This is a genomic window from Nocardia mexicana NBRC 108244 (assembly GCF_001613165.1).
GTDB lineage: Bacteria > Actinomycetota > Actinomycetes > Mycobacteriales > Mycobacteriaceae > Nocardia > Nocardia mexicana.
In genome coordinates, this window is record NZ_BDBV01000118.1 from 20520 (window position 1) to 43025 (window position 22506).

Consider the following 22506-nt stretch of genomic DNA (forward strand, 5'->3'; position numbering starts at 1 on the left):
TCGGAAGGGCGGCAGATGACGGAACTCGCACGGACACCGGTGACGGTGCTCGGACTGGGCTCGATGGGGCGGGCGTTCGCGGAAGCGTTTGTCGCGGCGGGGCATTCGACGACGGTGTGGAACCGGACGGCAGCGAAGGCGGAGCCGTTGGTGGCCGCCGGTGCCACGTATCGGGAGTCGATCGCCGATGCCGTGGCGGCGAGTCCGCTGATCATCGCCTGCCTCACCACATTTCGTGCGACGGCCGACAGTCTCGCGCCGGTGGAGACGCTGGCGGGGCGGACGCTTGTCACCCTCAACAGCGGAACACCCGGTGCGGCACGGGAAATGGCGGAGTGGGCCGCCGCTCGCGGCGGCCGTTTCCTCGGCGGCGCGATCAAGAATGTGCCCACGGCCGTCGGGAAGCCGGACACGCTGCTCTACTACGGCGGCGACCGCGCGGTCTTCGACGAGCACGAGCCGACGCTGCGCGTACTCGGCGGCGACACCAGGCATCTCGGCGAGGAACCGGATCTGGCGGCGCTCTACGAATCGGCGGTCGGGGCGACGCTGCTGCCCGCGCTACTGGGATTCCTGCAGGGAGCGGCGGTACTCGCGGCCCGTGGCTACAAGGCGAGCACCATGGTCGACCACGAGGTCAAATGGCTGCAGATGATCGAATCCATCCTCCCCGTCCTCGCCGACGAGATCGACACCGTCGACTACACCAAGCTGGGCTCCTCGGTGAACCTCTTCCACGCGGCCATCGACGACGAGGCCGAGATCGGCGCCGAAACAGCCATCGACATGTCCTGGCACGCCCCGATGCACGACCTACTACGCCGAGCGGTAGCGGAAGGCTATGGGGAGCAGAGCATTACGTCCCTGATCGAACTGCTCCGCAAGCCTGCGTAACCCCCGGCCCCGCATGGCAGTTCCGGCACGCTTGCGGCCGGAATCCACCGCGACCTATGCGGGGATCGGGGTTTCGTGGACGGATCGCCAGAAATAGAGTTGGCCGTCGGTGATCAGGGTTGCGGTTACGCGGCGGCGGGTTGTGGTGTCGGCGTAGCGGTTTTCGGCGACGAAGCGGAGTATCACCAGGGTTGAGGCGCGGGCGATCTCCTCGACATCCGAGATGTCGATCTCCAGGCCGGGCTGGGCATTGCGGGATTTCCAGACGCCGCTCAACAGGGTGTCGCGGTCCACGGCGTCGCCGGTGGTGACCACGGCCGAGAACTTGTCGTCCAGGGCGTTGGCGAACCGGTCGAACACCTTGGGCGGCGCGTCGGTGCCCAGCCATTCGGCGAGGTCGGAGTGCAGCGCCACGACCACGTCGGTCAGCTCGGAGATCGGCGACATCTGGGCAGGCTAAGCGTTCTCGGACCGATTCGCCGCACCCACGACCGCATCGAGCAGGCCGGGCAGCTCCCGATCGACCTCCTCGGCGCGCAGCCGGGCGTAGGTCTGGCCGTCCTCGATGATCTTCTCGGTGAGCCCGGCGTAGCGCAGCGTCTTGAGGTGATGGGTCGCGGTCGACTTGTTGATCGTGTCGTAGAGCAGGCCGCAGCGCATCGCCGTACCGGCATTGGCCAGGCGGCGCACCATCTCCAGGCGCACCGGGTCGTGCAGTGCGTCGAGCACGGCCTGCACCGAGCCGACCGGGAATGCCTCCACGGTGCGTTTGGTTTCCGTCATGATCTACCTCACCGACGGTTTGATGGGAATCGTACCGGCGTTAGGGTTGTTGGGTTCGATCGTAATCAAACCTACCTGATGGAGAGCGAGCGATGGCAGCGACTGTGGCTGTTTCCCCGGTCGAGCGGACGACACAATCCTGGGCCTACGCCTTGATTCTGGTGGCCAGTGGCGTCGCGCTCGGAGTGTCCGGCGCGCCGGCGCCCCTGTACGGCCTCTACCAGCAGGAGTGGCACTTCACACCGCTGACGACCACGATCGTGTTCGCCGTGTACGCGATCGCCGCGCTGGGCGCGGTGCTGGTATCGGGGAAGATCTCCGACGTGGTGGGCCGCAAGCCGGTGCTGCTGGGCGCCCTGGCCACCATGATCGTCGGCCTGGTGGTGTTCCTGCTGGCCGACAATGTCGCGATGTTGCTGGTGGCCAGGGCGCTGCACGGCATAGCGGTCGGTGCGACCGTGGTGTCCGGCGCCGCGGCTCTGTTGGACTTGCGGCCCAAGAACGGCGCGCGCTCCGGGCAGTTGACGGGTGTGGCGTTCAACGTCGGTATGGCCGTGGCGATTCTGGGCTCGGCGCTGCTGGCGCAGTACGTTCCGCACCCGCTGCGCACCCCGTACCTGGTGATCACGGTGCTGTGCGTGCTGATCGGGGTCGGCGTGGTGGTGATGGAGGAGACCCACACCAAGCGCGTCGCCGGGCCCATCCGGATCGCCAAACCGGCTGTGCCGCCGGAGATCCGCGCCGACTTCTGGTTCTCGGCGCTGGGCGTGATGGCGGCCTGGTCGGTGCTGGGCGTGCTGTTGTCGCTGTATCCGACGCTGGCCGCGGAGAAGACCGGCGTGCACAACCTGGTGTTCGGCGGCGCGGTCGTCGCGTCCACCGCGACCGCGGGTGCGCTGGCGCAGCTGTTCGCCACCGGAATTCCGGCCCGGCGCGCGGCCATCGGCGGCGATACCGGCATGGCGGTCGCGCTGGTGCTGACCATTCCGGCGCTGTCGACCCACAACTGGGTGGTGGTGCTGATCGCCGGTGTGCTGCTGGGCGGCACCTTCGGGCTCGGCTTCGGCGGATCGCTGCGCCACCTGTCCAACGTTGTGCCGCAACACAAGCGGGGCGAGACCATGTCGGCGTACTACCTGCTCGCCTACACCTCGATGGCACTGCCGACCATCGTGGCCGGGTGGGCGGCGACCACGTGGGGGATGGGGACGGTGTTCCCGTGGTTCGTGGCGGTGGTCGCCGCGGCGTGCCTGGTGGCTGCGGGTATCGGGGTGCGGGGGAGTCGCGCGGCAGCCCGGGCGAGCGTGGCTGCCTGAAAAGGCCGGGTGGCTGCGGGTATCGGGTGCGGGGGAGTCGGGCCGCGGCGCGGGCGAGCCCGCCCGCCTGAAAAGTTAGGTGGCGTAAGGGAAATCGCCGCCCACCCTGCGGTGGGTGGCGATTTGCCGCTACCATGCGGCTATGTGGCGGCGGGGGCGGTTCGGTCGGCGACTGAGCCAGCGGATGAGACGATCGGCGCTGCTGCTGTCGGTGGTGACGGCAGTGGTGGGCGGTCTGGTGATTGCCGGGTTCGCCTGGTGGGCACTGTGGTTGCTGCTCGGGGCGAAATCCGAGACACCGAATCAGGTCGACCTGACCAAGATCGCGCTGTCGGTGACGGCGGGGATCGGCGGCGCGGTGGCGCTCGTGGTCGCGTATCGCCGCCAGCGTGACAACGAGCGCGGCCGGTTCGCCGAGCTGTTCGGGGCGGCGGCGAAACAATTGGGCGATCCGGATGTGGCGGTGCGGATCGCCGGTGTGTACGCGATGGCCGGTGTCGCAGACGAATTCAGCGCGCGCGGGCGGCGGCAGCAGTGCATCGATGTGCTGTGCGGATATCTGCGGCTGCCCTACGATCCGCGCGAGGGGATGAACCACCTGGTATCGCGGAAGGAGGTTCGGCCGGTGGCCGGGCCCGAACGATCCGCGACCCCGCTCGAGCACAGGGGCGGCATCGAGGTCGAGCGGGCCTATCAGTTCCGGCAGAACGACAGCGAGGTGCGCCGCACGATCGTCGCCGTGATCGTGTCGCATCTGCGGCAGTCGGCCGAAATATCGTGGTCCACCTACAATTTCAACTTCGACGACGCCGTGCTGGAGGATGTCGACTTCCGGTACGCGGTCTTCGCGGGGGCGCATACGCATTTCCGCGGGGCGGTATTCACCGGGACCAGGACCGCGAACTTCGAGCAGGTCGAATTTCTCGGCAAGCACGTCACCTTCCACGCCGCCACCTTCGCCGATGCGGCACTGTTCCGGGGCGCCAAGTTCACCGGGGCCCGCGCGGAGGCGTCGAATCTCGGCCGGGCCGGAACGAGCTTCGCCAACGTGAGCTTCGGCGGGCGGGTGTCGTTCGAGGGCGCCGAATTCGGCGGCCCCCGTCTCCGATTCGACGGCGCGACCTTCTCCGGCGAGCACACCACCTTCGCCGATGCCCGTTTCCACGCCGAGACCACCACCTTCGACGGCGCCACCTTCGACGGCGCCCGGGTCCGGCTCGACGGCGCCGAATTCGATTGTGCCCGTCTCTCGTTCGCCGGAACCCGTTTCTACGGTGCGCGCGCCAGCTTCGACGGCGCCCGGTTGGGCATCCGGGCCCGCTGGCGTCGTACCGGTACCGAGGTGGTCGATTTCTCCGGCGCCGAGTACCACGGCGCCGTCTCCTTCGCCGACGCCTGGTTCGACGGCGGCCGGAGCGATTTCTCCGGCGGCGACTTCTTCGGGGAGATATCCTTCCGCCGCACCAAGTTCGCCGCGCAGGAGACCCGGTTCGATCGGCCCAAGGCATGGGTGGGCGTCGGCGTCGACTGGGACGAGAATCCGCTGCAGCGTCCGCCCCGGGTGACTCCGCTGGCCTGGCCTCCGGTCCCGGCGGAGCTGCCGCCGGTCGCCGCGGACTGATTCCTCAGCTTTCCTTTAGTTTTACGCGGTAACTATTCCGCTACGATCGGCAGCCGTGGCTGACACTGTGGTGCGGGCGGGGAAGCCGTCTGTCGAAGCGCCCGATCGCGGGACGGGGCAACCGAAACTTGCCGGGGGCCGGGCGCGGACGGTCGCGATGCTCTCCGGTCTGCTCGCCGTGGTGCTGGCGGTGCTGGTGCCGTTCCTTCCGGTGCGCATGGAATCCGCATCGGTGACCTGGCCGCAGGCCGGGACCGCGGGCAGCATCGAGTCGCCGCTGACTTCGTATGCGCCGCAGCAGCTGTCGGCCCGGATACCGTGTGCGGCGCTGACCGAGCTGGCCGACGCCGGTGGCGTCGCCGTGTCGACCGTTCCGCGCCAGTCGCCGGATGCCGAGCGCTACGGATTCGTCGTCAAGGTCGTCCCCGATACCGCCGACCGCCCGGGCCGGGTGGATGTGGTCTCCCGCAACACCCTGCTGTGGTCGGCGCCGGTCGAGGCGATTCGCGGGCAGGGGTGTGCGCTGGCGGTCGAGATGTCCGCGGCCGGAACGACGGTCGCGGTCGATGGGGCGACGGTTGCGGCGAACGGGGCGACGGACGCGGCGAACGGGGCGACGGACGCGGCGAATGGGCCCACGGTCGCGGGGAACACCTCCGCTTCCGATCTGCGCCCGCAGGTGGTCGGCGTGTTCACCGACCTCACCGGGGCGGTGCCGGACGGCATGCGGGTGAATATCGACGTCGACTCGCGCTTCTCCACCTCGCCCACCCCGCTGAAGCTCCTCGTGATCGCGCTGTGCCTGCTCGCGACGCTGATCTCGCTGCTGGCGCTGCATCGCCTGGACGGCACGGACGGCCGGGCCACGAGACGCTTTCTGCCGCAGCGGTGGTGGCGGCTGCGGCCCGTCGACGGCGTGGTGTTCGCGGTGCTGCTGGTGTGGCATTTCATCGGCGCGAACACCTCCGACGACGGGTACATCCTCGGAATGGCCCGCGGCGCACGGAGTTCGGGGTTCATGTCGAACTACTACCGGTGGTTCAGCGTCGACGAGGGACCGTTCTACACCCCGTACACCGATGTGATCGCGTGGATGACGCACGTATCGACGGTGAGCCCGTGGGTGCGGCTGCCCACGCTCGCGGTGGCCGTGGTCGCGTGGTGGGTCATCAGCCGCGAGGTGCTGCCCCGGCTCGGCGCGGCGGTGCACACCCGCGCGGTCGTCGTGTGGACCAGCGCGCTGGTGTTCCTGGCGTTCTGGCTGCCCTACAACAACGGCCTGCGTGCGGAACCGTATGTGGCGCTGGGGGTTCTGCTCACCTGGGTGTCGGTCGAACGCGCCCTGGCCACCCGGCGGCTGCTGCCCGCGGCCTTCGCGGTCATCGTCGCGGCGTTCACGCTGACGGTCGCCCCGTCGGGGCTGATCTGTATCGGTGCGCTGCTGGCCGGGGCGCGGGGCATCACCGCGATTCTGATGCAGCGGGCCCGGAGCGTGGGCTATCTGTCGCTGCTGCTGCCGGGCGCCGCGGCCGGGCTGGTGGTGCTGACGGTGGTCTTCGCCGATCGGACCCTGGCGGCGGCGCTGGAGATGTTCCACGTGCACGGGCTGATCGGCCCCGGGGAGTCGTGGTTCTTCGAGTTCCTGCGCTACCAGTATCTGCTGCAGATCAATACGGACGGCTGGCTCACCCGCAGGTTCGGCATGTTCATGATGCTGCTCGGGCTGGTGGTGTGCGTGGCGACCATGCTGCGCCGCGGCGGGCATATCCCCGGAACCGCGGCGGGGCCGTCGCGGCGCATCGTCGGGATCACCTTCGCGGCAATGGTTCTGATGATGTTCTCGCCGACCAAGTGGACCCACCAGTTCGGCGTGTTCGCCGGGCTCGCCGCCTGCGTCGCGGCGTTGACCGCGGTGGCGATCGGTCCCCGAGTCATGGGTCCGCTGCGTAATCGGGCGCTGTTCGCCGCCGCGGTCTTCTTCGCGCTGGCGTTGACGTTCGTGGGCGCCAACGGCTACTGGTATGTCTCGTCGTGGGGAGTTCCCTGGTGGGACAAGGCGCCTACGATCGCGGGTAAGGGATTGTCCACCGCCGCAGCCGGTTTGGCGGTGCTGGCGCTGGCCGCCGCCGGGTGGTTCCACATCCGGCCGCCGCGGCCGCCGCGTGCCGGTTCGGCATCCGATCGGGTGGCGCGGATACCCGTGCTGGCGCTGGTTGCGGCGGGGATGGTGCTGTTCGAGGTGTTGTCGTTCGCCAAAGCGGCGGTGGCGCAGTACCCCTCGTACTCCTTGGCGCAGTCGAACCTGGCCGCGACCTTCTCCGGCGGCTGCGGCATGGCCGACGACGTGCTGGTGGAAACCGATCCGAACGCCTCCATGCTGCGCCCGCTCGACGGTGACGCCGCGACCGCGCTGGCCGGTGCCGGGGCGAGCGGGTTCGACCCGAACGGCGTCGCGCCGGTACTGACCTCCGACGAGGTCGAATCCACCACGGGCAGGGCGAATTCGGTGTCCGACGATCCGGACGAGCTGCGCGACGCCGCCAAATCGGCGGGCTCGCAATCGGATACCTCGCGCGGCACCGGAATCAACGGCAGCGGCGTATCCCTGCCCTTCGGGCTCGATCCCGCCACCACGCCCGTTCTCGGCAGTTACCGCGACGGCAGCCAGGTCCCGGCGGCGCTGACCACCGGCTGGTACCGGCTGCCGGGAGCGAATGACCCGGCGCGCGGGCCGATCCTCTCCGTCGCGGTCGCCGGGCGGATCCGCTCGGTCGATGCCGACGGCGTCGAACATCCCGGCCAGCGCGTGGAAGTCGAATACGGCAGTACACAGCCGGGCGGGGACGTCGTATCCCGCGGCAGTGTGGTGCCGATCGATATCGGGCCCTCGCCGATGTGGCGGAACCTCCGTGTGCCGCTGGATCAATTGCCGGGCGACGCCGATGTGGTGCGGCTGGTGGCCGACGACAAGGACCTCGGCAAGGACCAGTGGCTCGCGGTGACGCCGCCACGCGTTCCCCGGACGCAGACCCTGAGCACGGTGCTGGGCACACAGACGCCGGTGCTGCTCGACTGGTCGGTCGGGTTGAATTTCCCCTGCCAGAACCACCTGCCCACCCACGCGGGCGTCTCCACGCTGCCCGAATACCGGATCCTGCCGGACCGCAACGGCGCCACCATCACCAATATGTGGCAGGGCCACGACGGCGGGGGACCGCTCGGCTGGACTCAGCTGCTGTTCACCGCGCGCGACGTCCCGGCCTACCTGAACAACGACTGGGACCGGGACTGGGGTTCGCTCGAGCGGTTCGTTCCCCTGGTCCCCGGTGCCCAACCTGCCCGGGTCGGCATCGACCATGTCCAACGTTGGGGCACATGGACTCCCGGCCACATAATCACCTCGTACTGAAGGTGAATCACCGGGCCGGGAATCGCAGTATGCGGTCGTCTCCCTCGCGAATGTCGCCGCGGCCGTCGGTATTGGAGGTGGTGAGCCAGAGGGAGCCGTCGGGGGCGACCTCGACAGTGCGGAGGCGGCCGTAGTCTCGAAGTTCCGCCGTGGGCTCGCCCAGCTTGCCGTCCCGCAGTGGCACCGTCCAGAGCCGTTCGCCCCGTAATGCCGCGGCGTACAACGTGTTTGCGGTGATGGCGATGCCGGAGGGGGAGGCTTCCTGCGTCGTCCAGGTGACCAGCGGATTGGTGAAGCGGCCGCCATCGGTGTCGCCGGTGCCCTCGACCTCGGGCCAGCCGTAGTTGCGGCCCGGCTCGATGAGGTTGATCTCGTCGAAGTCGTTCTGGCCGAATTCGGCGGCGTACAGGCGGCCCGCCGGATCCCACGCGAGCCCCTGCACGTTACGGTGGCCGAGGCTGTAGACGGGTGAGCCGGGGATCGGATTGCCCGGCGCCGGAAGGCCGTCGGGTGTGAGGCGCAGGATCTTGCCGTTGGGGCTCGCGGGATCCTGGGAACGGTCCTCCCGTCCGGCGTCGCCGGTCCCGGCGTACAGCATGCCGTCCGGGCCGAAGGCTATCCGGCCCCCATTGTGATTGCCGGACTTGGCGATTCCGCTGAAGATCACCTCCGGCGGGCCGTCGAGCCGGAACCGCACGATCCGGTTGTCGTTCGCGGCGGTGAAATAGGCATAAACATAGCGGTTCTCGGCATGGTCCGGAGGAACCGCCACCCCGAGCAGCCCGCCCTCGCCGCGCGCCACCACATCCGGCATCCGGTACACCTGCTGCGGCGCGGAACCGGGCGAAACCCGCAGGATCGCACCGGAATTGCGCTCCGCCACGAGCGCCGCCCCGTCCGGAAGGAACGCCAGGCCCCAGGGCACCTGGATCCCGCGCGCGATCTCCTCGCCCGCAGTCAGATCCGGAATACCGGACGGACTGCTGGGCCGAGTGGTGGAGACCACAGTCGAATCGGGCCCCTGCTGCGCCGTATCGCCGCACGCCGCGAGACCGGCGAACAGGACCGCGGCGATCACGGTCCGGACGAGGCGATGCCCGCGGACCATCCGAACCGGCTCCGCCGGGCCGACTACGGCACCCGGCCCCTCAACATGTGTCATACCCAATCGTCACCGTCCTGCTCACGGCCGTATGCGGGAATGGCCCGAACTGCGCCTTCGCTCGGCGTCCGAGAATTCTCTCAGAAGGGCGACCCGAGAAGCGCTCGAACGTACGGGTCGGTCGATCGGGCCAGTTGCGCGGTTGAGCCCGCCGCGCGGACCCGGCCCTCGTCCACGATCACCATTCGGTCGGCGAAACCACCGGCCGCCAGCATCCGCACCTCGTTACTGACGACGAGTACCGCCGCACCGGAGTCGGCATAGTCGCGCAACGATTTCCACACCGCGCAAGCCGTTCCCGCGTCGAGGGAATTGGTGGGTCCGTCCGCGATCAGGATGGGTGGCGCGGGCAGCAGCGCCGCGGCGAGGGCCGCGCGCTGGATCTGGCCCGCGGAGTTCTGGCTCGGGAGCAGGTCCGCGGCGTCGGCCGGGTAATACGCTGCGGCGCATGCTCGCTCGACACTCCACGCTCGGTGGTGCCGTGCCAGAGCGCGCAGCTGCGCGCCCACCGTCTCTTCGGATCCGAAGGCGGTCACACCGTCTTGCGGCACGTATCCGACGACGCGGCCACGCAGCGTCTGCCACTGCCGATCGTGGACGACCTCATCGTTGATCCGGACCTGGCCCCGATGTTTCGCCGCGGCGGGCAATTGTCCCGTGAGCGCCGAGGCGATCATGGATTTTCCCGCGCCCGGCGCACCGAGCACCGCGGTGATCCGGCCGGGGCGCACGACGAGATCCACCGCCTCGAGCACCGTTCCGCTCCATCGTCCGGTGTCTATATGGACGGTGAGAGCACGCAGTTCGGCAGTCATGAGTCACCTCTCGTCCGCGAGTCGCGTTCCGGCCGGTGCCGAGGTGTCGACCGGTTCGGTTCCCGCTCGCCTCGAGTGCGGCCGGGTCTTCCGACATGGTGCCAGGACCTCGGTGAGGTGTTGCCTGCCGTCGTGGTAAGGGCCGGTTGCTCGTGTCCGGCAATCCACCGTGGTTGACTGGGCGCATGGGGTCGATCGAGCCGGAATCCACGGGTAGCGGCGGAGTGCGCAGGCGGGTCAGGCGGGCGGTCATGCATCGGCTGCTGCGCCCCGTCGGCGGCACGCGCGTGCGGGGTGGGAAACCGGTTGCGGGCAAACGGATTCTGCTCACCGGGGCGTCGGCCGGGGTCGGGCGGGCGACCGCGGTGCGGCTGGCCGGTGCGGGTGCGGAGCTGATCCTGGTCGCGCGCCGGGGTGACGAACTCGAACAGTTGCGCGACGAGATCGCTTCGTCCGGAGGCAAGGCCGAGATTCGCGTCTGCGATATGTCCGACACCGACCAGGTCGGCGAACTGGTGCGCTGGGTGACCGATACCTATGGCGGCGTGGACGTCCTGATCAACAACGCGGCCCGCTCGATCCGGCGCCCGCTGACCGAATCCCTCGACCGGCTGCACGATTTCCACCGCACCATGGCCGTCAACTACTTCGGCGCTGTGCAGCTCACCCTCGGGCTGCTGCCGGAGATGCTGGCGCGGGGTGCGGGGCATGTCGTCAACGTCGGAACGTGGACGATCGCCGCCGACACGTCGCCGCGGCTGGCGGCCTATCACGCGTCGAAGGCCGCGCTGGCCGGATTCGGCCGCAGCGCCGACGGGGAACTCGCCGCCGACGGCATCGCCTTCACCTCGATCCACTACCCGCTCGTGCACACCGCGATGAGCTCGCCGACCGCCAAATACCGCGCCATGCCGGGTCTCACGACCGAGCAGGCGGCGGAGTGGATGGTAAAGGCGATCGCCGAGCGCCCGGTGCGGATGGTCCCCCGATACGCGGCGATGCTGCGCATCATCGGCCTGTTCTCCCCGCGCACGGTCGACCGCACACTGATGACCCGCGCCTGAACGGCCTGCTCAGCGCAGCCGTCCCCAGCGTCGCACCTGCGGCGGAGGTGCGCCTAGAGCTTGCGGCCCACGGTGATTACGTCCGGAATCAGCCAGCGCGGCAGGGGGCGGTGGATGCGCCGCTGGTCTACGATCTCGAATCCGGCCTCGCGCACCATCTTTCGCACCTCCGACGGTGACGGCGCGTGGTACGGGCTGCGCGTGGTGCGGGTGAGCTGCGCCACCGGACGGTTCACGCGACCGGCGGGATTCACCGTGGACACCGCGACGAGACCGCCGGCCGCGAGCACGCGGGCGAACTCGGCGAGTGCGGCGGGCTGGTCGAAGAAGTGAAAGGCACTGGTCGTGACCACGGCGTCGAGGGTCTCGTCGCCGAAGGGCAGGCGCTCGGCGGGAGCGGACAGCCACGTCACCCGGGCGGAGCGCGCCCGGGCCTGCGCGAGCATCCCGGGGGAGGCGTCGACGCCGAATATCTGGTCCGGTCGCAGTTCGCGCTCGATGCGAGTGGTGAGAATGCCGGTGCCGCAGCCGATATCGGCGATGCGACGGGATCCGGCGGCGCGCAGTTCGCCGATCACCTGATCCTGCGGCGGACGGTAGACGATGTGCTGCAGCAGCGGGCTGTCGTAGGTGCGGGCGATCCGGCCGAAGGAGCCGGTGATCAGGGCGTTGAATCCGCGCGTGGGGGAGGTTGTCTTCATGGGCTCGCCTCATCGATCGGTCTCGGCGTCTGGAGCGATTATGCGCCGGTCGGTGCCGATTCGCGACGGTCTCGGGGAACCGTCCGGGACACCGGGCGGCCCGCAGGCGGTAGCGTCTGACGAATGAGGATTCGCGGTGCTGTGCTGGAACGAATCGGCGATGCGACGCCGTATGCCGAGTCGAAGCCGCTCGTCGTCGACGAGCTGGACCTCGGCGAGCCCGGTCCGGGCGAGCTGCTGGTGCGGATCGAGGCCGCCGGGCTGTGCCACTCGGACCTCTCGGTCGTGGACGGAAACCGGGTGCGGCCGGTGCCGATGCTGCTCGGGCACGAGGCCGCCGGGCGGGTCGAGCAGGTCGGACCCGGCGGCGGCGATATCGAGGTGGGGCAGCGAGTCGTCATGACCTTCCTGCCGCGGTGTGGCGACTGCGAGGGCTGCGCCACCAACGGCCGCACCCCCTGCATCACCGGCAGCATGTCCAACAACACCGGTGAACTGCTCGGCGGCGGGCGACGGCTGCTGCGCCGCGGCGAGCCGGTGCACCACCATCTCGGCGTCTCCGGCTTCGCCACCCACGCCGTGGTGGACCGCCGCTCGGTGGTCCCGGTCGACGACGACGTGCCGCCGGACGTGGCGGCGGTGCTCGGCTGCGCGGTGCTGACCGGCGGTGGGGCGCTGCTGAATTCGGCGCGGCCCGGCCCGGGCGACCGCATCATGGTGGTGGGCCTCGGCGGGGTCGGAATGGCGGCGGTGCTGGTGGCGGCGTCGCTGCGCAAGGACCTCGGCTGCGAGGTGATCGCCGTGGACACCCTGCCCGAGAAGCTGTCGCTGGCAACCGAACTCGGCGCCACGCAGGTCTACACTCCCGCGCAGCTGGCCGAGCAGGGTATTCAGGCGGACGTCGTGGTGGAGGCCGCGGGAAACGTACGGGCCTTCGAAACGGCCGTGGCCGCGACCGGGCCCGGCGGCACGACGGTCACCGTCGGACTGCCCAATCCCGAAGCGCGGGCCAGTATTTCGCCCCTCGGCCTGGTGGCACAGGGCCGGTCCATCGTCGGCAGCTATCTCGGTTCGGCGGTGCCCGCGCGCGATATCCCGGAGTATGTGCGGATGTGGCGCGAGGGCGGACTGCCGGTGGAACGGCTGGTGTCGTCGCGCATCCGGCTCGAGGACATCAACCACGCCATGGACGAACTGGCCGCCGGGCACGGGCTGCGCCAGGTCATCGTCTTCGACTGACCGCGCACCCCACCGTCATTCCGGCACGCTTCAGCCGGAATCCCGCGGTAGATCCCGGCCAAAATCACGCCGGGATGACGAGGATGGGCGCTCACTCGGGTGTCTGCACCGGCGCTGCCTTCCCGTCTTTCCGGCACGTTCCGGGGCTGCCTCACGTCATTTCGGCACACTCCGGCGTTGCCCCACCGTCTCCGGCACCGGCGCACCCCACCGGCTATTCCGGCACGCTTCTCGCCGGAGAAATGCTGTGCCGCAGCAGGAATTCCGTCACCGTGGCGGCGTAGTCGGCCGGGCGGCTGAGTAGCAGGGAGTGGCCGCCGTCGGCGAAGGTGCGGACTTCGCATCCCGGATGCAGATCGATGAGGCGCTGGGTCTGCTCCGGGGTGATCAGCACGTCGTCATCGGCGCGCACGATCAATGTCGGGCCCTGCCAGGTCGGCTCCCGCAGCAGCTCCTCGAGGTTCTCCGCGAGTTCCAATAGTCGCTGGTAGGAGTTGACCGTGCCCTCGCTGCCCGCGAGGTCGGTGGCCGCCTCCACCTGCTCGATCCAGAACTCGGCCTCGTCGGCGTCCTCCCAGGTGGTGCGCAGGGCGGCCCGGATGGAAGCGCGGGTCTGCTCCCACGGCGTGGATCGGGTCGTGACGATCCGCCCGCGCAGGCGCTCGACATCCTCGGGGCCGTACAGACCGGTCGAGGTGAGCGTCAGCGAGCGGATGCGGTCGGGCGCCCGCTGCGCCAGCACCTCGGCGAACATCCCGCCGGCGGACTGGCCGATCACGTGCGCCCGGTCGATGCCCTCGGCGTCGAGGACGGCGAGCAGGCCGTCGGTGAGGTCCGTGCCGCGCGAGACGGTCACCGGGTAGTCGACGGCCACGCTGCGGAAGTGGGGGAACAGCGCGGGCGTCAGATCCAGCCACGCGATCGCGATTCCGGCGCCGCCGGTGAGCAACAGCACCGGATCGCCGGCGCCGCCGCTACGATAGTTCCAAACATGCTGCCCGGCAACGAGTTCGCGGCGGACGTGGTCGCGTTCGAAGGCGGCGGCGCGTTCGTGGATCGAAGTCACGGGGAGACGGTAACCGGAACCGTCCCACATGCGCAATCATGCGCATGTGGCGATGAGTTGGCGATTCGGTGGCGGCGGGCCGTGTGACATGCGACGTCGAGCCGGTGGGGTCGCCGCGGGCGCAACCGCGCAAACAGTAGGCTCGGCGGAGACTGTCGAACGGTATGTGAGGAGTTCAGGGTGGCCACGAACCGGATCCGCGTGGGTGTGCTCGGCGCGCACGGCAAGGTCGGGCAGGCGATCTGCGCGGCGGCCGAGGCGGCCGACGATCTGGAGCTGGTCGCCCGGGTGGACAAGGACGACGCACTGGACGCGTTCGCCGACGCGGGCACCCAGGTGGTCGTCGACTTCACCCATCCCGACGTGGTGATGCCGAATCTGCAGTGGCTGGTGGAGCACGGGATTCACGCCGTGGTCGGCACCACCGGATTCGACGAGGCCCGGCTGGAGCAGGTGCGCGGCTGGCTGGCGGGCAAGCCGGAGGTCGGCGTGCTCATCGCGCCCAACTTCGCCATCGGCGCGGTGCTGTCGATGCGGTTCGCCGAGCAGGCCGCCCGCTGGTTCGACTCGGTGGAGGTGATCGAACTGCATCACCCGAACAAGGCCGACGCGCCGTCCGGCACCGCCTACCGCACGGCGGGCATCATCGCCGAGGCGCGCAAGAACGCCGGGGTGGGGCCGAGCCCCGACGCCACCACCACCGAACTCGACGGCGCCCGCGGCGCGAGCGTGGACGGCGTGCGGGTGCATTCGGTGCGCCTGGCCGGGCTCGTCGCGCATCAGGAGGTGCTGTTCGGCACCCAGGGCGAGACGCTGACCATCCGCCACGACTCGATGGACCGCACCTCCTTCGCGCCCGGCGTGCTGCTCGGCGTGCGGCAGATCGGCGGCCGCCCGGGGCTCACCGTCGGCCTCGATCCGCTGCTGGACCTGTGAGCGAGACCGTGAGCGAGCTTGCGAGTGAACCGATGACACAGGGTGCATCGCGCACGACGGAGCCGAGCGCCGGCGAGGCGGAGGCGTGAGCGATTCCGATACCCGGCGCCAAGTCGCGGTGAAGGTCGGCTTCATCGCGTTCCTGGTGCTGGCGCTGGCGTTCTACTTCGTGCTGCTGGGGCGGATCGCGGTGGAGCTCATAGGTTCCGGCGAGATCGCCGCCGTGGCCATGGGTATCGGGGTGCTGATCCTGCCCGTCCTGGGCGTATGGATCATCGGTACCAGTCTTCGTGCCGCGCTGGCCCATCAGAGGCTGGCTCGCCGGATGCACGACGAGGGCGGCGAACTCGACGTCTCCGATCTGCCGCGCCGCCCGTCCGGCCGCATCGAGAAGGCCGCCGCGGAAGCGCTTTTCGAGCAGGTCCGCACGGAATGGGAGGCGGACCCGGAGAACTGGCGCACCAACTACCGCGCCGCCCGCGCCTACGACTACGCGGGCGACCGCACCCGCGCCCGCGAAACCATGCGCCGCGCAGTCGAACTGGAGCGGCTCGAACGCCACCGCGAGCCCTAGCGCGGCGGGTGCACCTTCGCCCAGTGCTCGGCGATATCGATCCGGCGGGCCAGCCACACCTTGTCGTGCGACTGCACGTAATCCAGGAACCGGCCCAGCGCCGCCGCCCGCGCGGGGCGGCCGATGAGCCTGCAGTGCAGGCCCACCGACAGCATCTTCGGAGACCCCTCGGCGCCCTCGGCGTAGAGCACGTCGAAGGCGTCCTTCAGGTAGGCGAAGAATTCGTCGCCGTTGGCGAAACCGGCGGGCGAGGAGAACCGCATGTCGTTGGCCTCCAACGTGTACGGCACCACCAGATGATCCTGGTCCTGCACGCGAACCCAGTACGGCAGGTCGTCGGCGTAGGAGTCGGAATCGTAGGTGAAGCCGCCGTGCTCGACCACCAGCTCGCGGGTCTGCGGCGAATCCCGCCCGGTATACCAACCGCGCGGCGGTTCACCGAACAGCTCGGTGATGATCCGCACCGCCTCGGCCAGATGCTTGCGCTCGGTCTCCGGATCCACCATCTGATACGAGATCCAGCGCAGCCCGTGACAGGCGATCTCGTAGCCGAGCCGCCGGAACGCCGCCACCGCTTCGGGATTGCGTTCCAGCGCCCGCGCCACCGCGAAGACGGTCAGCGGAATGTCGCGGCTCTCGAACGCCCGCAGCACCCGCCACAGCCCGGCCCGGGAGCCGTACTCGTAGAGCGTTTCCATGCTCAGGTGCCGGTTCGGAAACGCCTGGGCCGGAACGATATCGGAGAGGAAGGTTTCCGAGCCCTCGTCGCCGTCGAGGACGTTGTTCTCGCCGCCCTCCTCGTAGTTGAGCACGAACTGCACGGCGATATTCGCCTCCCCGGGCCAGTGGGGATGCGGCGGATTCGGCCCGTAGCCGACCATATCGCGCGGGTACACATCGAAGGCGCTCATATCACTCCAGCTCGTCCCGCAGCCGGTCGACGGCATCGTCGGCGAGCGCACCGAACAGCGGCTCGGCGAGCAGCCGGTCCCGCGCCGACTCGGTGAGCGTGCCGAAGACCCGCAGCCGGGCGAATCCGCCGTCCGGGAAGACGTCCAGCCGCACCTCGGTGACCGGCTCGGCCGCCTCGATCGGGAATCGGTGCCGGGTGTCGGGCTGTAGATCGGTGCGCGCCAGCAGTTCCACCTCGGTGCCGTCGGCGCGGATGCCGGTCAGGGTGGCCGCGCCGGGGCTGTTGAACAGGAAGTAGGAGGTGTCGACCTCGACCATGGCCGGGATGCCCTCGCCGGTCAGCCGCACCCGCACCCAGTCGTTGCCGCCGTCGCGCCGTCGCGCGGTCTCCCAGCCCTCGCCCATGATGCGGGCGCGGTCGGGCAGCAGCAGGTTCTGCGGCGAGGAGTAGAAGCGGTTGGAGCAGTCGACGACGCGCCCGCCGTTCTCCAGCGCGGCCAGGTCGAACGGGCCCGAACCCAGCAGGCGCAGATCGGGTTTCGCCTCGCCGTGCACGCGCAGCCGGGCCACGCCGCCGTCGGGGAACATCCGCAGCCGCACATGCGTGAAGCGCTGCTCCGACTCGACGGTGAAGGCGTTGGCGGTATCGCCGTCGACCTTGGCGCGGGCGACGATCGTGGTCCACCCGGGCCGGGCCGCGATCTGCTCGGCGGGCGGGTAGCCCTCGATCGCGATCGCCTCCACCGAGACCTCCGGCGGATAGTTGCCCTTGAACCACGCGGTATCGACGATCACGCCGCGGATCACCCCGGGCACGCCGAGCCGCACGATCGCCTCGTCGCAGTCGTCGGAGGTGGGCGCGCCGCCGCCGGATCGCCGTCGGCGCCGGGTCTCCCAGCCGTCGTAGACCTTGCCCTTGTGCCCGAAGGTTTCGGTGGAGAACGTCGACGCCTCGGGGCGGATCAGGTTTTCCTTCTCCGCGAACGACTCGTCGTTGGCCCAGACGACGGCGCCGCCGAGCGAGCGCACGGCGAGATCGGGCAGGAGGGTGAAATCGTTTGGCACGGCGGTCATTTAGTGGGGAGTTTCCTTTCTCGCAAACTGTTCAGCACGTCGACGGTGGCGGCCGGGGCCAGCGCCGTGACGTCCTCGGGTCCGAAGGCGCCGCAGTCGAGCCCGCGCAGGACGACCGTGGCCAGCGCCTGCGCGGTCGCCGGTTCGTCGACGACGGCGCCGCCCTGGCGCTGCAGGTATCGGTCGATGCGCGGCGCCGCGGCCTGCAGGGCGCCCCGGAAGAAGGTGAAGGTCGCCAGCCAGCGGGTGACCAGATGACCGGGATGCATATCCCAGCCCTGGTAGTAGCCGCGCTCCAGGGACCGGGTGACCAGCCGGAAGTGGCGCGAGACGGCCGCGGCCACCTCGTCGTCGGTGCCGACGGGGGCCACCTGGGTGGAGCCGTCGCACACCCACACGCCGGTCTGCGCGGCGGCGGCCTGCATGACCGCCTTGGCATGGTCGGCGACCGGATGTTCCAGCGACTGGAACTGCGGGGAGATCCCGCAGGCGGCGCTGTAATCGTAGGTGCCGTAATGCAATCCGCTGCAGCGTCCGGCGCTGCGGTGGATGGCCTGCGCGACGGTGGCGGTGCCGTCGGCGGCGATCACCGCCTGCGGGCTCTCGATCTGCAGCTCGAAACGCAAAGCGCCGGAAGGCAGTCCGTGCGCCGACTCCAGCGCCTCGCACACCCGCACCGCGAGATCGGCCTGCTCGGCCACGCGGATCTTCGGCACGGTGAACACGAAGCCCTCCGGCACGCCCCCGGCGCCCTCCAGCACCAGGTCGAGGGTCCGCAGCGCGCGTCCGTATTCTGCGGCGGTCAGTCCCTTGATGCGGATGCCCCGGGACGACACGGTCGCGGGGAGGGTGGCCAGCACCTGCCCGGCATGCAGCGCGTCGCGATCCTCGACCTCGTCGCCGCGGGTGCCGTAGCCGTCCTCGAAGTCCAGCCGCAGATCCTGGATCGGCCGCTGCGCCAGGGTATCCCGCACCCGGGCCAGCACGTCCGCCCCGGCCAGCTCGGTCAGCAGATCCGCGTGGCGGTCGGCCAGTTCCGTTGCGGCCGTACCCCATTCGTGCGGCAGCTCCTTCGCGGCATCGGCGCCGGATACATATGCGGTATGGACGGGCTGACCGGCCCGATCGCCGGGGTAGTGGCGTGCGAGGTCGGCATCCACGTCGCGCAGCCGGGCCCCGATGGAGGCCAGGAAGTCCGGCGGCAGGGTCATGATCGCACCTCCTCGGTATTCGGTTCTATTGTGTGCACCCCCATATTCCCGGCGTGTGTGTGCACCCCCATGTTCCCGGCGTGCTTTCGGCCGGGATCCCCGCATTCCTTCGGCCGCCTGTTCACGTGGATTCCGGCCGAAAGCATGCCGGAATTACGGTGAAGTGACTTGCTCACCGGCTCGCCTCGTCGGTGCCGAACTCCGCGAGCAGGCCGGTGTACTGCTTGGGCAGCGGGGCCGCGAATTCACCGTACCCGGACTTGCGCAGACCGAGGGTGACCAGCGACTGCACCGACAGGGTGGCCGCGGCGACCCCGTCGATGACCGGCACTCCGGCCTCGGCGGTCAGGTATTCGCACAGATCCGCCATGCCCGCGCAGCCGAGCACGATCGCGTCGGAACCGTCGGCGGCGACCGCGGCGCGGCAGGCGTCGGCGATCACACCGCGCACCTTCGGATCCTCGAGCTCCAGCACCGGGATGTCGGTGGCGTGGATGCCGAGGCAGAACCGTTGCATGCCATAGCGTTCGGCCAGATCCTCGGCCTGCCCGACCGTGCGGGCCAGGGTGGTGACCACGCTGAAGCCGCGGCCGAGGTGACTCGCGGTGTGCATGGCGGCCTCGGCGATCCCGATCACCGGCCCGCGCGCCAGCTCCCGCGCGGCGTACAGGCCCGGATCGCCGAAGCACGCGATGACGTACCCGTCCGCGCCCTCCACCTCGCCCCGCGCGATCTCGGCGAGCAGCCCCGGCACGGCGAGCGCCTCGTCGTAGTGGCTCTCGATGGAGGCGGGTCCCATACCCGAGGTGACCGACTCCACCACCGTGCCCGGAGCCGCGACGCCCCGGGCACACTGGTCGATCACCGCCGTCATGGCGGCCGTGGTATTCGGGTTGATTACACGAATTCTCATGATCCTCAACGGGTTTCGAAGTGAACAGCGGGTAGGCGGTAGCGGCCGCGAGTGGCCAGCACCGGGTAGAGCAGCAGGCCCAGCGCACAGCCGATGAACCAGGAGTACTGGGCGGCGGTGTGCATGCCGGTGAGTCGCCCGGCCGTGATCACCGGGAACATGGCGGCGACGGCCCCGATCACGGTCACGACGATCGCGGCGGGGTTGTATCCCTTGCGATACCAGTAGGTCCCGCGCTCGGACATCGTGAACAGGTCGTCGACCACCACGCGCTGCTTGCGTACCAGGTAGTAGTCGGCGATCAGCACGCCGAACAGCGGTCCGACGAAGGCGCCCAGCGTTTCCAGCGTGTAGTGGATGACGTCGGGATTGTTGTAGAGATTCCACGGCGTGATGACCAGCGAGCCGACGGCGGCGATCATGCCGCCGACCCGCCAGCTGATCCTCTGCGGATCGACGTTGGAGAAGTCGAAGGCGGGAGAGACGAAGTTCGCGACGATATTGATTCCGATGGTCGCGATGGTGAATGTCAACGCGCCCAGCACGATCGCGAACGTGCTGTCGATGCGGGCGACGGTCGCGACCGGATCGGTGATGAGCTCGCCGTACACCGGGATCGTCAGCGATGCCGTGATCACCACCAGCAGCGAGAACACCAGGAAGTTCACCGGCAGCCCGAGCAGATTGGCCCGCTTGACCGCGGTGAAAGACCTTGCGTAGCGGGAGAAGTCGCCGAAGTTCAGCATCGGGGCGGAGAAGTAGGACACCACCAGCGCGATCGCGCCCAGCATCACCGGCACCGACGACCAGCCGGTCTTGGTGACCCCGCCCAGATTCAGGTCGATCGCGCCCCATCCGGCCTTGGCGATGAGATACCCGCACAGCGCGAACATCACGACATACACTGCGGGACCGCAGAAGTCGATGAACTTGCGAATGGATTCCATGCCGCGCCAGAACACGCAGGCCTGCAGCACCCAGAGCAGCAGGTAGCTGCCCCAGCCCAGCGCCGACAGCCCGAGGAACCCGTAGTCGCCGACCACCGCGTAGGGGGCCAGGTCCGGGAACAGCTTGATCAGCACCACATCCAGCGCGGCCGAGGCCAGGAACGTCTGGATGCCGTACCAGGCGACGGCGATCGTGCCGCGGATGATGGCGGGAATATTGGCGCCCAGCACGCCGAACGCGGCGCGGGAGATCACCGGGTACGGCACGCCTGTGCGCTGGCTGGGCTTGGCGACCAGATTGCAGAAGAAGTAGACGATGCCGATGCCCACCACCAGCGCGACCAGCACCTGCCAGCTGGCCAGGCCGAGCGCGAACAGGCTGCCCGCGGTGACGTAGCCGCCGACGCTGTGCACGTCCGACATCCAGAACGCGAAGATGTTGTAGACGCCCCAGGTCTGTTTCCGCAGCGGAGCCAGATCGTCGTTGGTCAGACGCGGGTCGTAGTCGGGATTCGAAGCGCCCAGGTGGGCCGGAGCTGCCGCCGCCGTGTCCGCGGATGTGCTGGGGGCCCGGCCTGTGTCGCGGCCGGTGGCGAGTGCCGGTGCGTCGGTCTCGGTCATGTCGCACATCCGATCGATCTGTCCCGCGGCGGCGGGTGAAACGTGATTCGGACGACCGTAGCGAGCCGGTATTGCCTGCTTGTTGCGAGAACTATATATCTTCCGGGGTGGCGGGCTCGGCGAAAAGTCCGGTATCGGTCGGCAACCCGGAGACCACGTGGTTGAGCCGGGAATGGTGCTGTTCGGTCGCCGTCAGCAGCGACTCGGCATCCCCGGCCAGGAACGCCGCGAGCTGACGGCTGTGGTCGGCGTGCAGTATGGCCCGTTCGCCGGCGCTCACGTGCACCATCGGCTGCACCGGTTCGGTGATGTTCCACGCGTATTCGAGCATGTGCACCAGCCGCGGCATGCCGGACGGGCGGGTCAGGGCGAGGTGGAAGGTGCGGGTTTCGCGGTGGTAGGCGGCCGGATCCTCCTCGAGCACGGCCTGTTCCAGCCGGGCGTGCGCCTCGGTGGCGAGGCGGTGGTCCTCTTCGCCCGCGCGCCGCACCGCGGCCGCCAGCGCCGCCGACTCCAATTGCTCCCGCACCACATACAGCTCGCGCAGCTCCGCCGCGGTCAGCCGGGTCACCGTGTAGCCGAAGTTCGGGCGGTGCTCGACCAGGCCCTCACCGATGAGCGTTTGCAGCGACTCCCGCACAGGGATGGCACTGACGTCGAAGCGCTGGGCGAATTCGCGCAGCGGCAGCCCGGTGCCCGGCGGCAGGCTGCCCTGCAGGATCAGCCGCCGCAGCTCGGCCAGGATCTCCTGCTGGGAGTAGCCGCGCCGGGGGTCGGCGGGCGGCGTCAGCTCGGGTAGCCGGGGGAGTCGAGATCGCGAGGGCATCTCGGTACGGTAGCCGCCCGCGTGCCGGTCGTGGCCATGGCGAGCGGCGCGAGGTTTCGAAAGGATCACGATCCATTCAATTCTCGGCTCGCGCGTGTCGTTTGCCGCGAGATTGCCTGGCCTCGCTAGCATTCACGTTATGAAAAGGTGGGGTCCATTGGAAAGTAAGCGAATTGTTCGTGTTATTTCTCCACTGCTGGCTGCGGGCGGAGTGACCTTCGGTCTATCCCTGGCCTTCCTGAACGGCCCGGCCGCCGTAGGCCACGATGCCGAACCCAAGTCTTCGGACAGCCAGGCCGTGCAGGGCGAGCTGCGGCTGGCGAGCGGATCCGAGGGCGCGGCGTCGCAATCGGTTCCGCCGGGCCGGGCGGCCGCGCCTCCGTACGCTCCGGTACCCCCGGCGGGCGCCGCGCCCGCCCCGG

Annotated in this window: 21 protein-coding genes; 9 read left to right on the forward strand and 12 right to left on the reverse strand. The window is 69.5% G+C overall.

Annotated elements, in window-relative coordinates; translation table 11 throughout:
- Positions 1-15: 15 nt before the first annotated feature.
- A complete protein-coding gene (locus tag NM1_RS36360) occupies positions 16-894 on the forward strand; it encodes an NAD(P)-dependent oxidoreductase (protein ID WP_068031068.1) in 879 nt (292 codons plus the stop codon).
- Between the two features lie 54 nt (positions 895-948).
- Here the strand turns inward: NM1_RS36360 and NM1_RS36365 are convergent, their stop codons facing one another.
- Together NM1_RS36365 and NM1_RS36370 are read right to left on the reverse strand one after the other, a co-directional pair.
- Positions 949-1341 carry a hypothetical protein gene (locus NM1_RS36365; protein ID WP_068031071.1) on the reverse strand — a complete coding sequence of 131 codons (393 nt, stop codon included), beginning with the start codon at positions 1339-1341 and terminating at the stop codon, positions 949-951.
- A 9-nt stretch (positions 1342-1350) separates the two neighbouring features.
- Positions 1351-1677 (reverse strand): ArsR/SmtB family transcription factor, encoded by a 327-nt coding sequence (locus NM1_RS36370; protein ID WP_068031075.1) that lies wholly within the window; start codon positions 1675-1677, stop codon positions 1351-1353.
- Positions 1678-1769: 92 nt separating this feature from the next.
- Between NM1_RS36370 and NM1_RS36375 the strand changes: the two genes are divergently transcribed.
- From NM1_RS36375 to NM1_RS36385, 3 genes are all read left to right on the forward strand, one after another.
- Entirely contained in the window at positions 1770-2993 is a 1224-nt protein-coding gene (locus tag NM1_RS36375) for an MFS transporter (RefSeq protein WP_068031079.1), read from the forward strand.
- A gap of 184 nt (positions 2994-3177) precedes the next feature.
- Complete coding sequence (locus tag NM1_RS36380) at positions 3178-4614, forward strand: pentapeptide repeat-containing protein (RefSeq protein WP_246011749.1); 1437 nt, start codon at positions 3178-3180, stop codon at positions 4612-4614.
- A 55-nt stretch (positions 4615-4669) separates the two neighbouring features.
- Positions 4670-8023, forward strand: coding sequence for an arabinosyltransferase domain-containing protein (locus NM1_RS36385; protein WP_084520380.1), 3354 nt, complete (start codon positions 4670-4672; stop codon positions 8021-8023).
- Between the two features lie 7 nt (positions 8024-8030).
- Here NM1_RS36385 and NM1_RS36390 read toward each other — a convergent pair whose 3' ends face one another.
- Positions 8031-9131, reverse strand: a complete 1101-nt coding sequence (locus NM1_RS36390) for a PQQ-dependent sugar dehydrogenase (RefSeq protein ID WP_068031086.1) — start codon at positions 9129-9131, stop codon at positions 8031-8033.
- A gap of 134 nt (positions 9132-9265) precedes the next feature.
- Entirely contained in the window at positions 9266-10000 is a 735-nt protein-coding gene (locus NM1_RS36395; RefSeq protein WP_068031089.1) for an ATP-binding cassette domain-containing protein, read from the reverse strand.
- 185 nt (positions 10001-10185) lie between these two features.
- Here NM1_RS36395 and NM1_RS36400 point away from each other — a divergent pair, with 185 nt between their 5' ends.
- Positions 10186-11064, forward strand: coding sequence for an SDR family NAD(P)-dependent oxidoreductase (locus NM1_RS36400; RefSeq protein ID WP_246011747.1), 879 nt, complete (start codon positions 10186-10188; stop codon positions 11062-11064).
- A 53-nt stretch (positions 11065-11117) separates the two neighbouring features.
- Here the strand turns inward: NM1_RS36400 and NM1_RS36405 are convergent, their stop codons facing one another.
- The gene (locus tag NM1_RS36405) at positions 11118-11765 is read right to left on the reverse strand and encodes a class I SAM-dependent methyltransferase (RefSeq protein WP_068031091.1); all 648 of its coding nucleotides are present in this window, start codon (positions 11763-11765) and stop codon (positions 11118-11120) included.
- 123 nt (positions 11766-11888) lie between these two features.
- Here NM1_RS36405 and NM1_RS36410 point away from each other — a divergent pair, with 123 nt between their 5' ends.
- Positions 11889-13004, forward strand: a complete 1116-nt coding sequence (locus NM1_RS36410; RefSeq protein WP_068031094.1) for an alcohol dehydrogenase catalytic domain-containing protein — start codon at positions 11889-11891, stop codon at positions 13002-13004.
- Between the two features lie 214 nt (positions 13005-13218).
- On the opposite strand, the gene NM1_RS36415 is transcribed toward NM1_RS36410, so the two are convergent.
- Positions 13219-14070: an alpha/beta fold hydrolase gene (locus NM1_RS36415; RefSeq protein ID WP_169814385.1), complete on the reverse strand. Its 852-nt coding sequence runs from the start codon at positions 14068-14070 to the stop codon at positions 13219-13221.
- Between the two features lie 180 nt (positions 14071-14250).
- Here NM1_RS36415 and dapB point away from each other — a divergent pair, with 180 nt between their 5' ends.
- Positions 14251-15006 carry a 4-hydroxy-tetrahydrodipicolinate reductase gene (gene dapB, locus NM1_RS36420; RefSeq protein WP_169814386.1) on the forward strand — a complete coding sequence of 252 codons (756 nt, stop codon included), beginning with the start codon at positions 14251-14253 and terminating at the stop codon, positions 15004-15006.
- Between the two features lie 85 nt (positions 15007-15091).
- Positions 15092-15580 carry a hypothetical protein gene (locus NM1_RS36425; protein WP_068031099.1) on the forward strand — a complete coding sequence of 163 codons (489 nt, stop codon included), beginning with the start codon at positions 15092-15094 and terminating at the stop codon, positions 15578-15580.
- On the opposite strand, the gene puuE is transcribed toward NM1_RS36425, so the two are convergent.
- The 6 genes from puuE to NM1_RS36455 form a co-directional block, all read right to left on the reverse strand.
- Positions 15577-16491 (reverse strand): allantoinase PuuE, encoded by a 915-nt coding sequence (puuE, locus tag NM1_RS36430; RefSeq protein ID WP_068031101.1) that lies wholly within the window; start codon positions 16489-16491, stop codon positions 15577-15579. The two genes, NM1_RS36425 and puuE, sit on opposite strands and share 4 nt — an antisense overlap.
- A gap of 1 nt (position 16492) precedes the next feature.
- Entirely contained in the window at positions 16493-17566 is a 1074-nt protein-coding gene (gene alc / locus NM1_RS36435; RefSeq protein WP_084520381.1) for an allantoicase, read from the reverse strand.
- Positions 17563-18777, reverse strand: a complete 1215-nt coding sequence (locus tag NM1_RS36440) for a DUF6986 family protein (protein ID WP_068031104.1) — start codon at positions 18775-18777, stop codon at positions 17563-17565. Before NM1_RS36440 ends, alc begins: the two co-directional genes overlap by 4 nt.
- Positions 18778-18949: 172 nt before the next feature.
- Positions 18950-19690: an aspartate/glutamate racemase family protein gene (locus tag NM1_RS36445; RefSeq protein ID WP_068031107.1), complete on the reverse strand. Its 741-nt coding sequence runs from the start codon at positions 19688-19690 to the stop codon at positions 18950-18952.
- Positions 19691-19695: 5 nt separating this feature from the next.
- A complete protein-coding gene (locus NM1_RS36450; RefSeq protein ID WP_068031110.1) occupies positions 19696-21258 on the reverse strand; it encodes an NCS1 family nucleobase:cation symporter-1 in 1563 nt (520 codons plus the stop codon).
- Between the two features lie 91 nt (positions 21259-21349).
- Positions 21350-22084 carry a GntR family transcriptional regulator gene (locus tag NM1_RS36455; protein ID WP_068031114.1) on the reverse strand — a complete coding sequence of 245 codons (735 nt, stop codon included), beginning with the start codon at positions 22082-22084 and terminating at the stop codon, positions 21350-21352.
- Positions 22085-22295: 211 nt separating this feature from the next.
- Here NM1_RS36455 and NM1_RS43645 point away from each other — a divergent pair.
- Positions 22296-22506 (forward strand): hypothetical protein (locus NM1_RS43645; protein ID WP_218022186.1); only part of this gene is annotated, 211 nt, incomplete at its 3' end.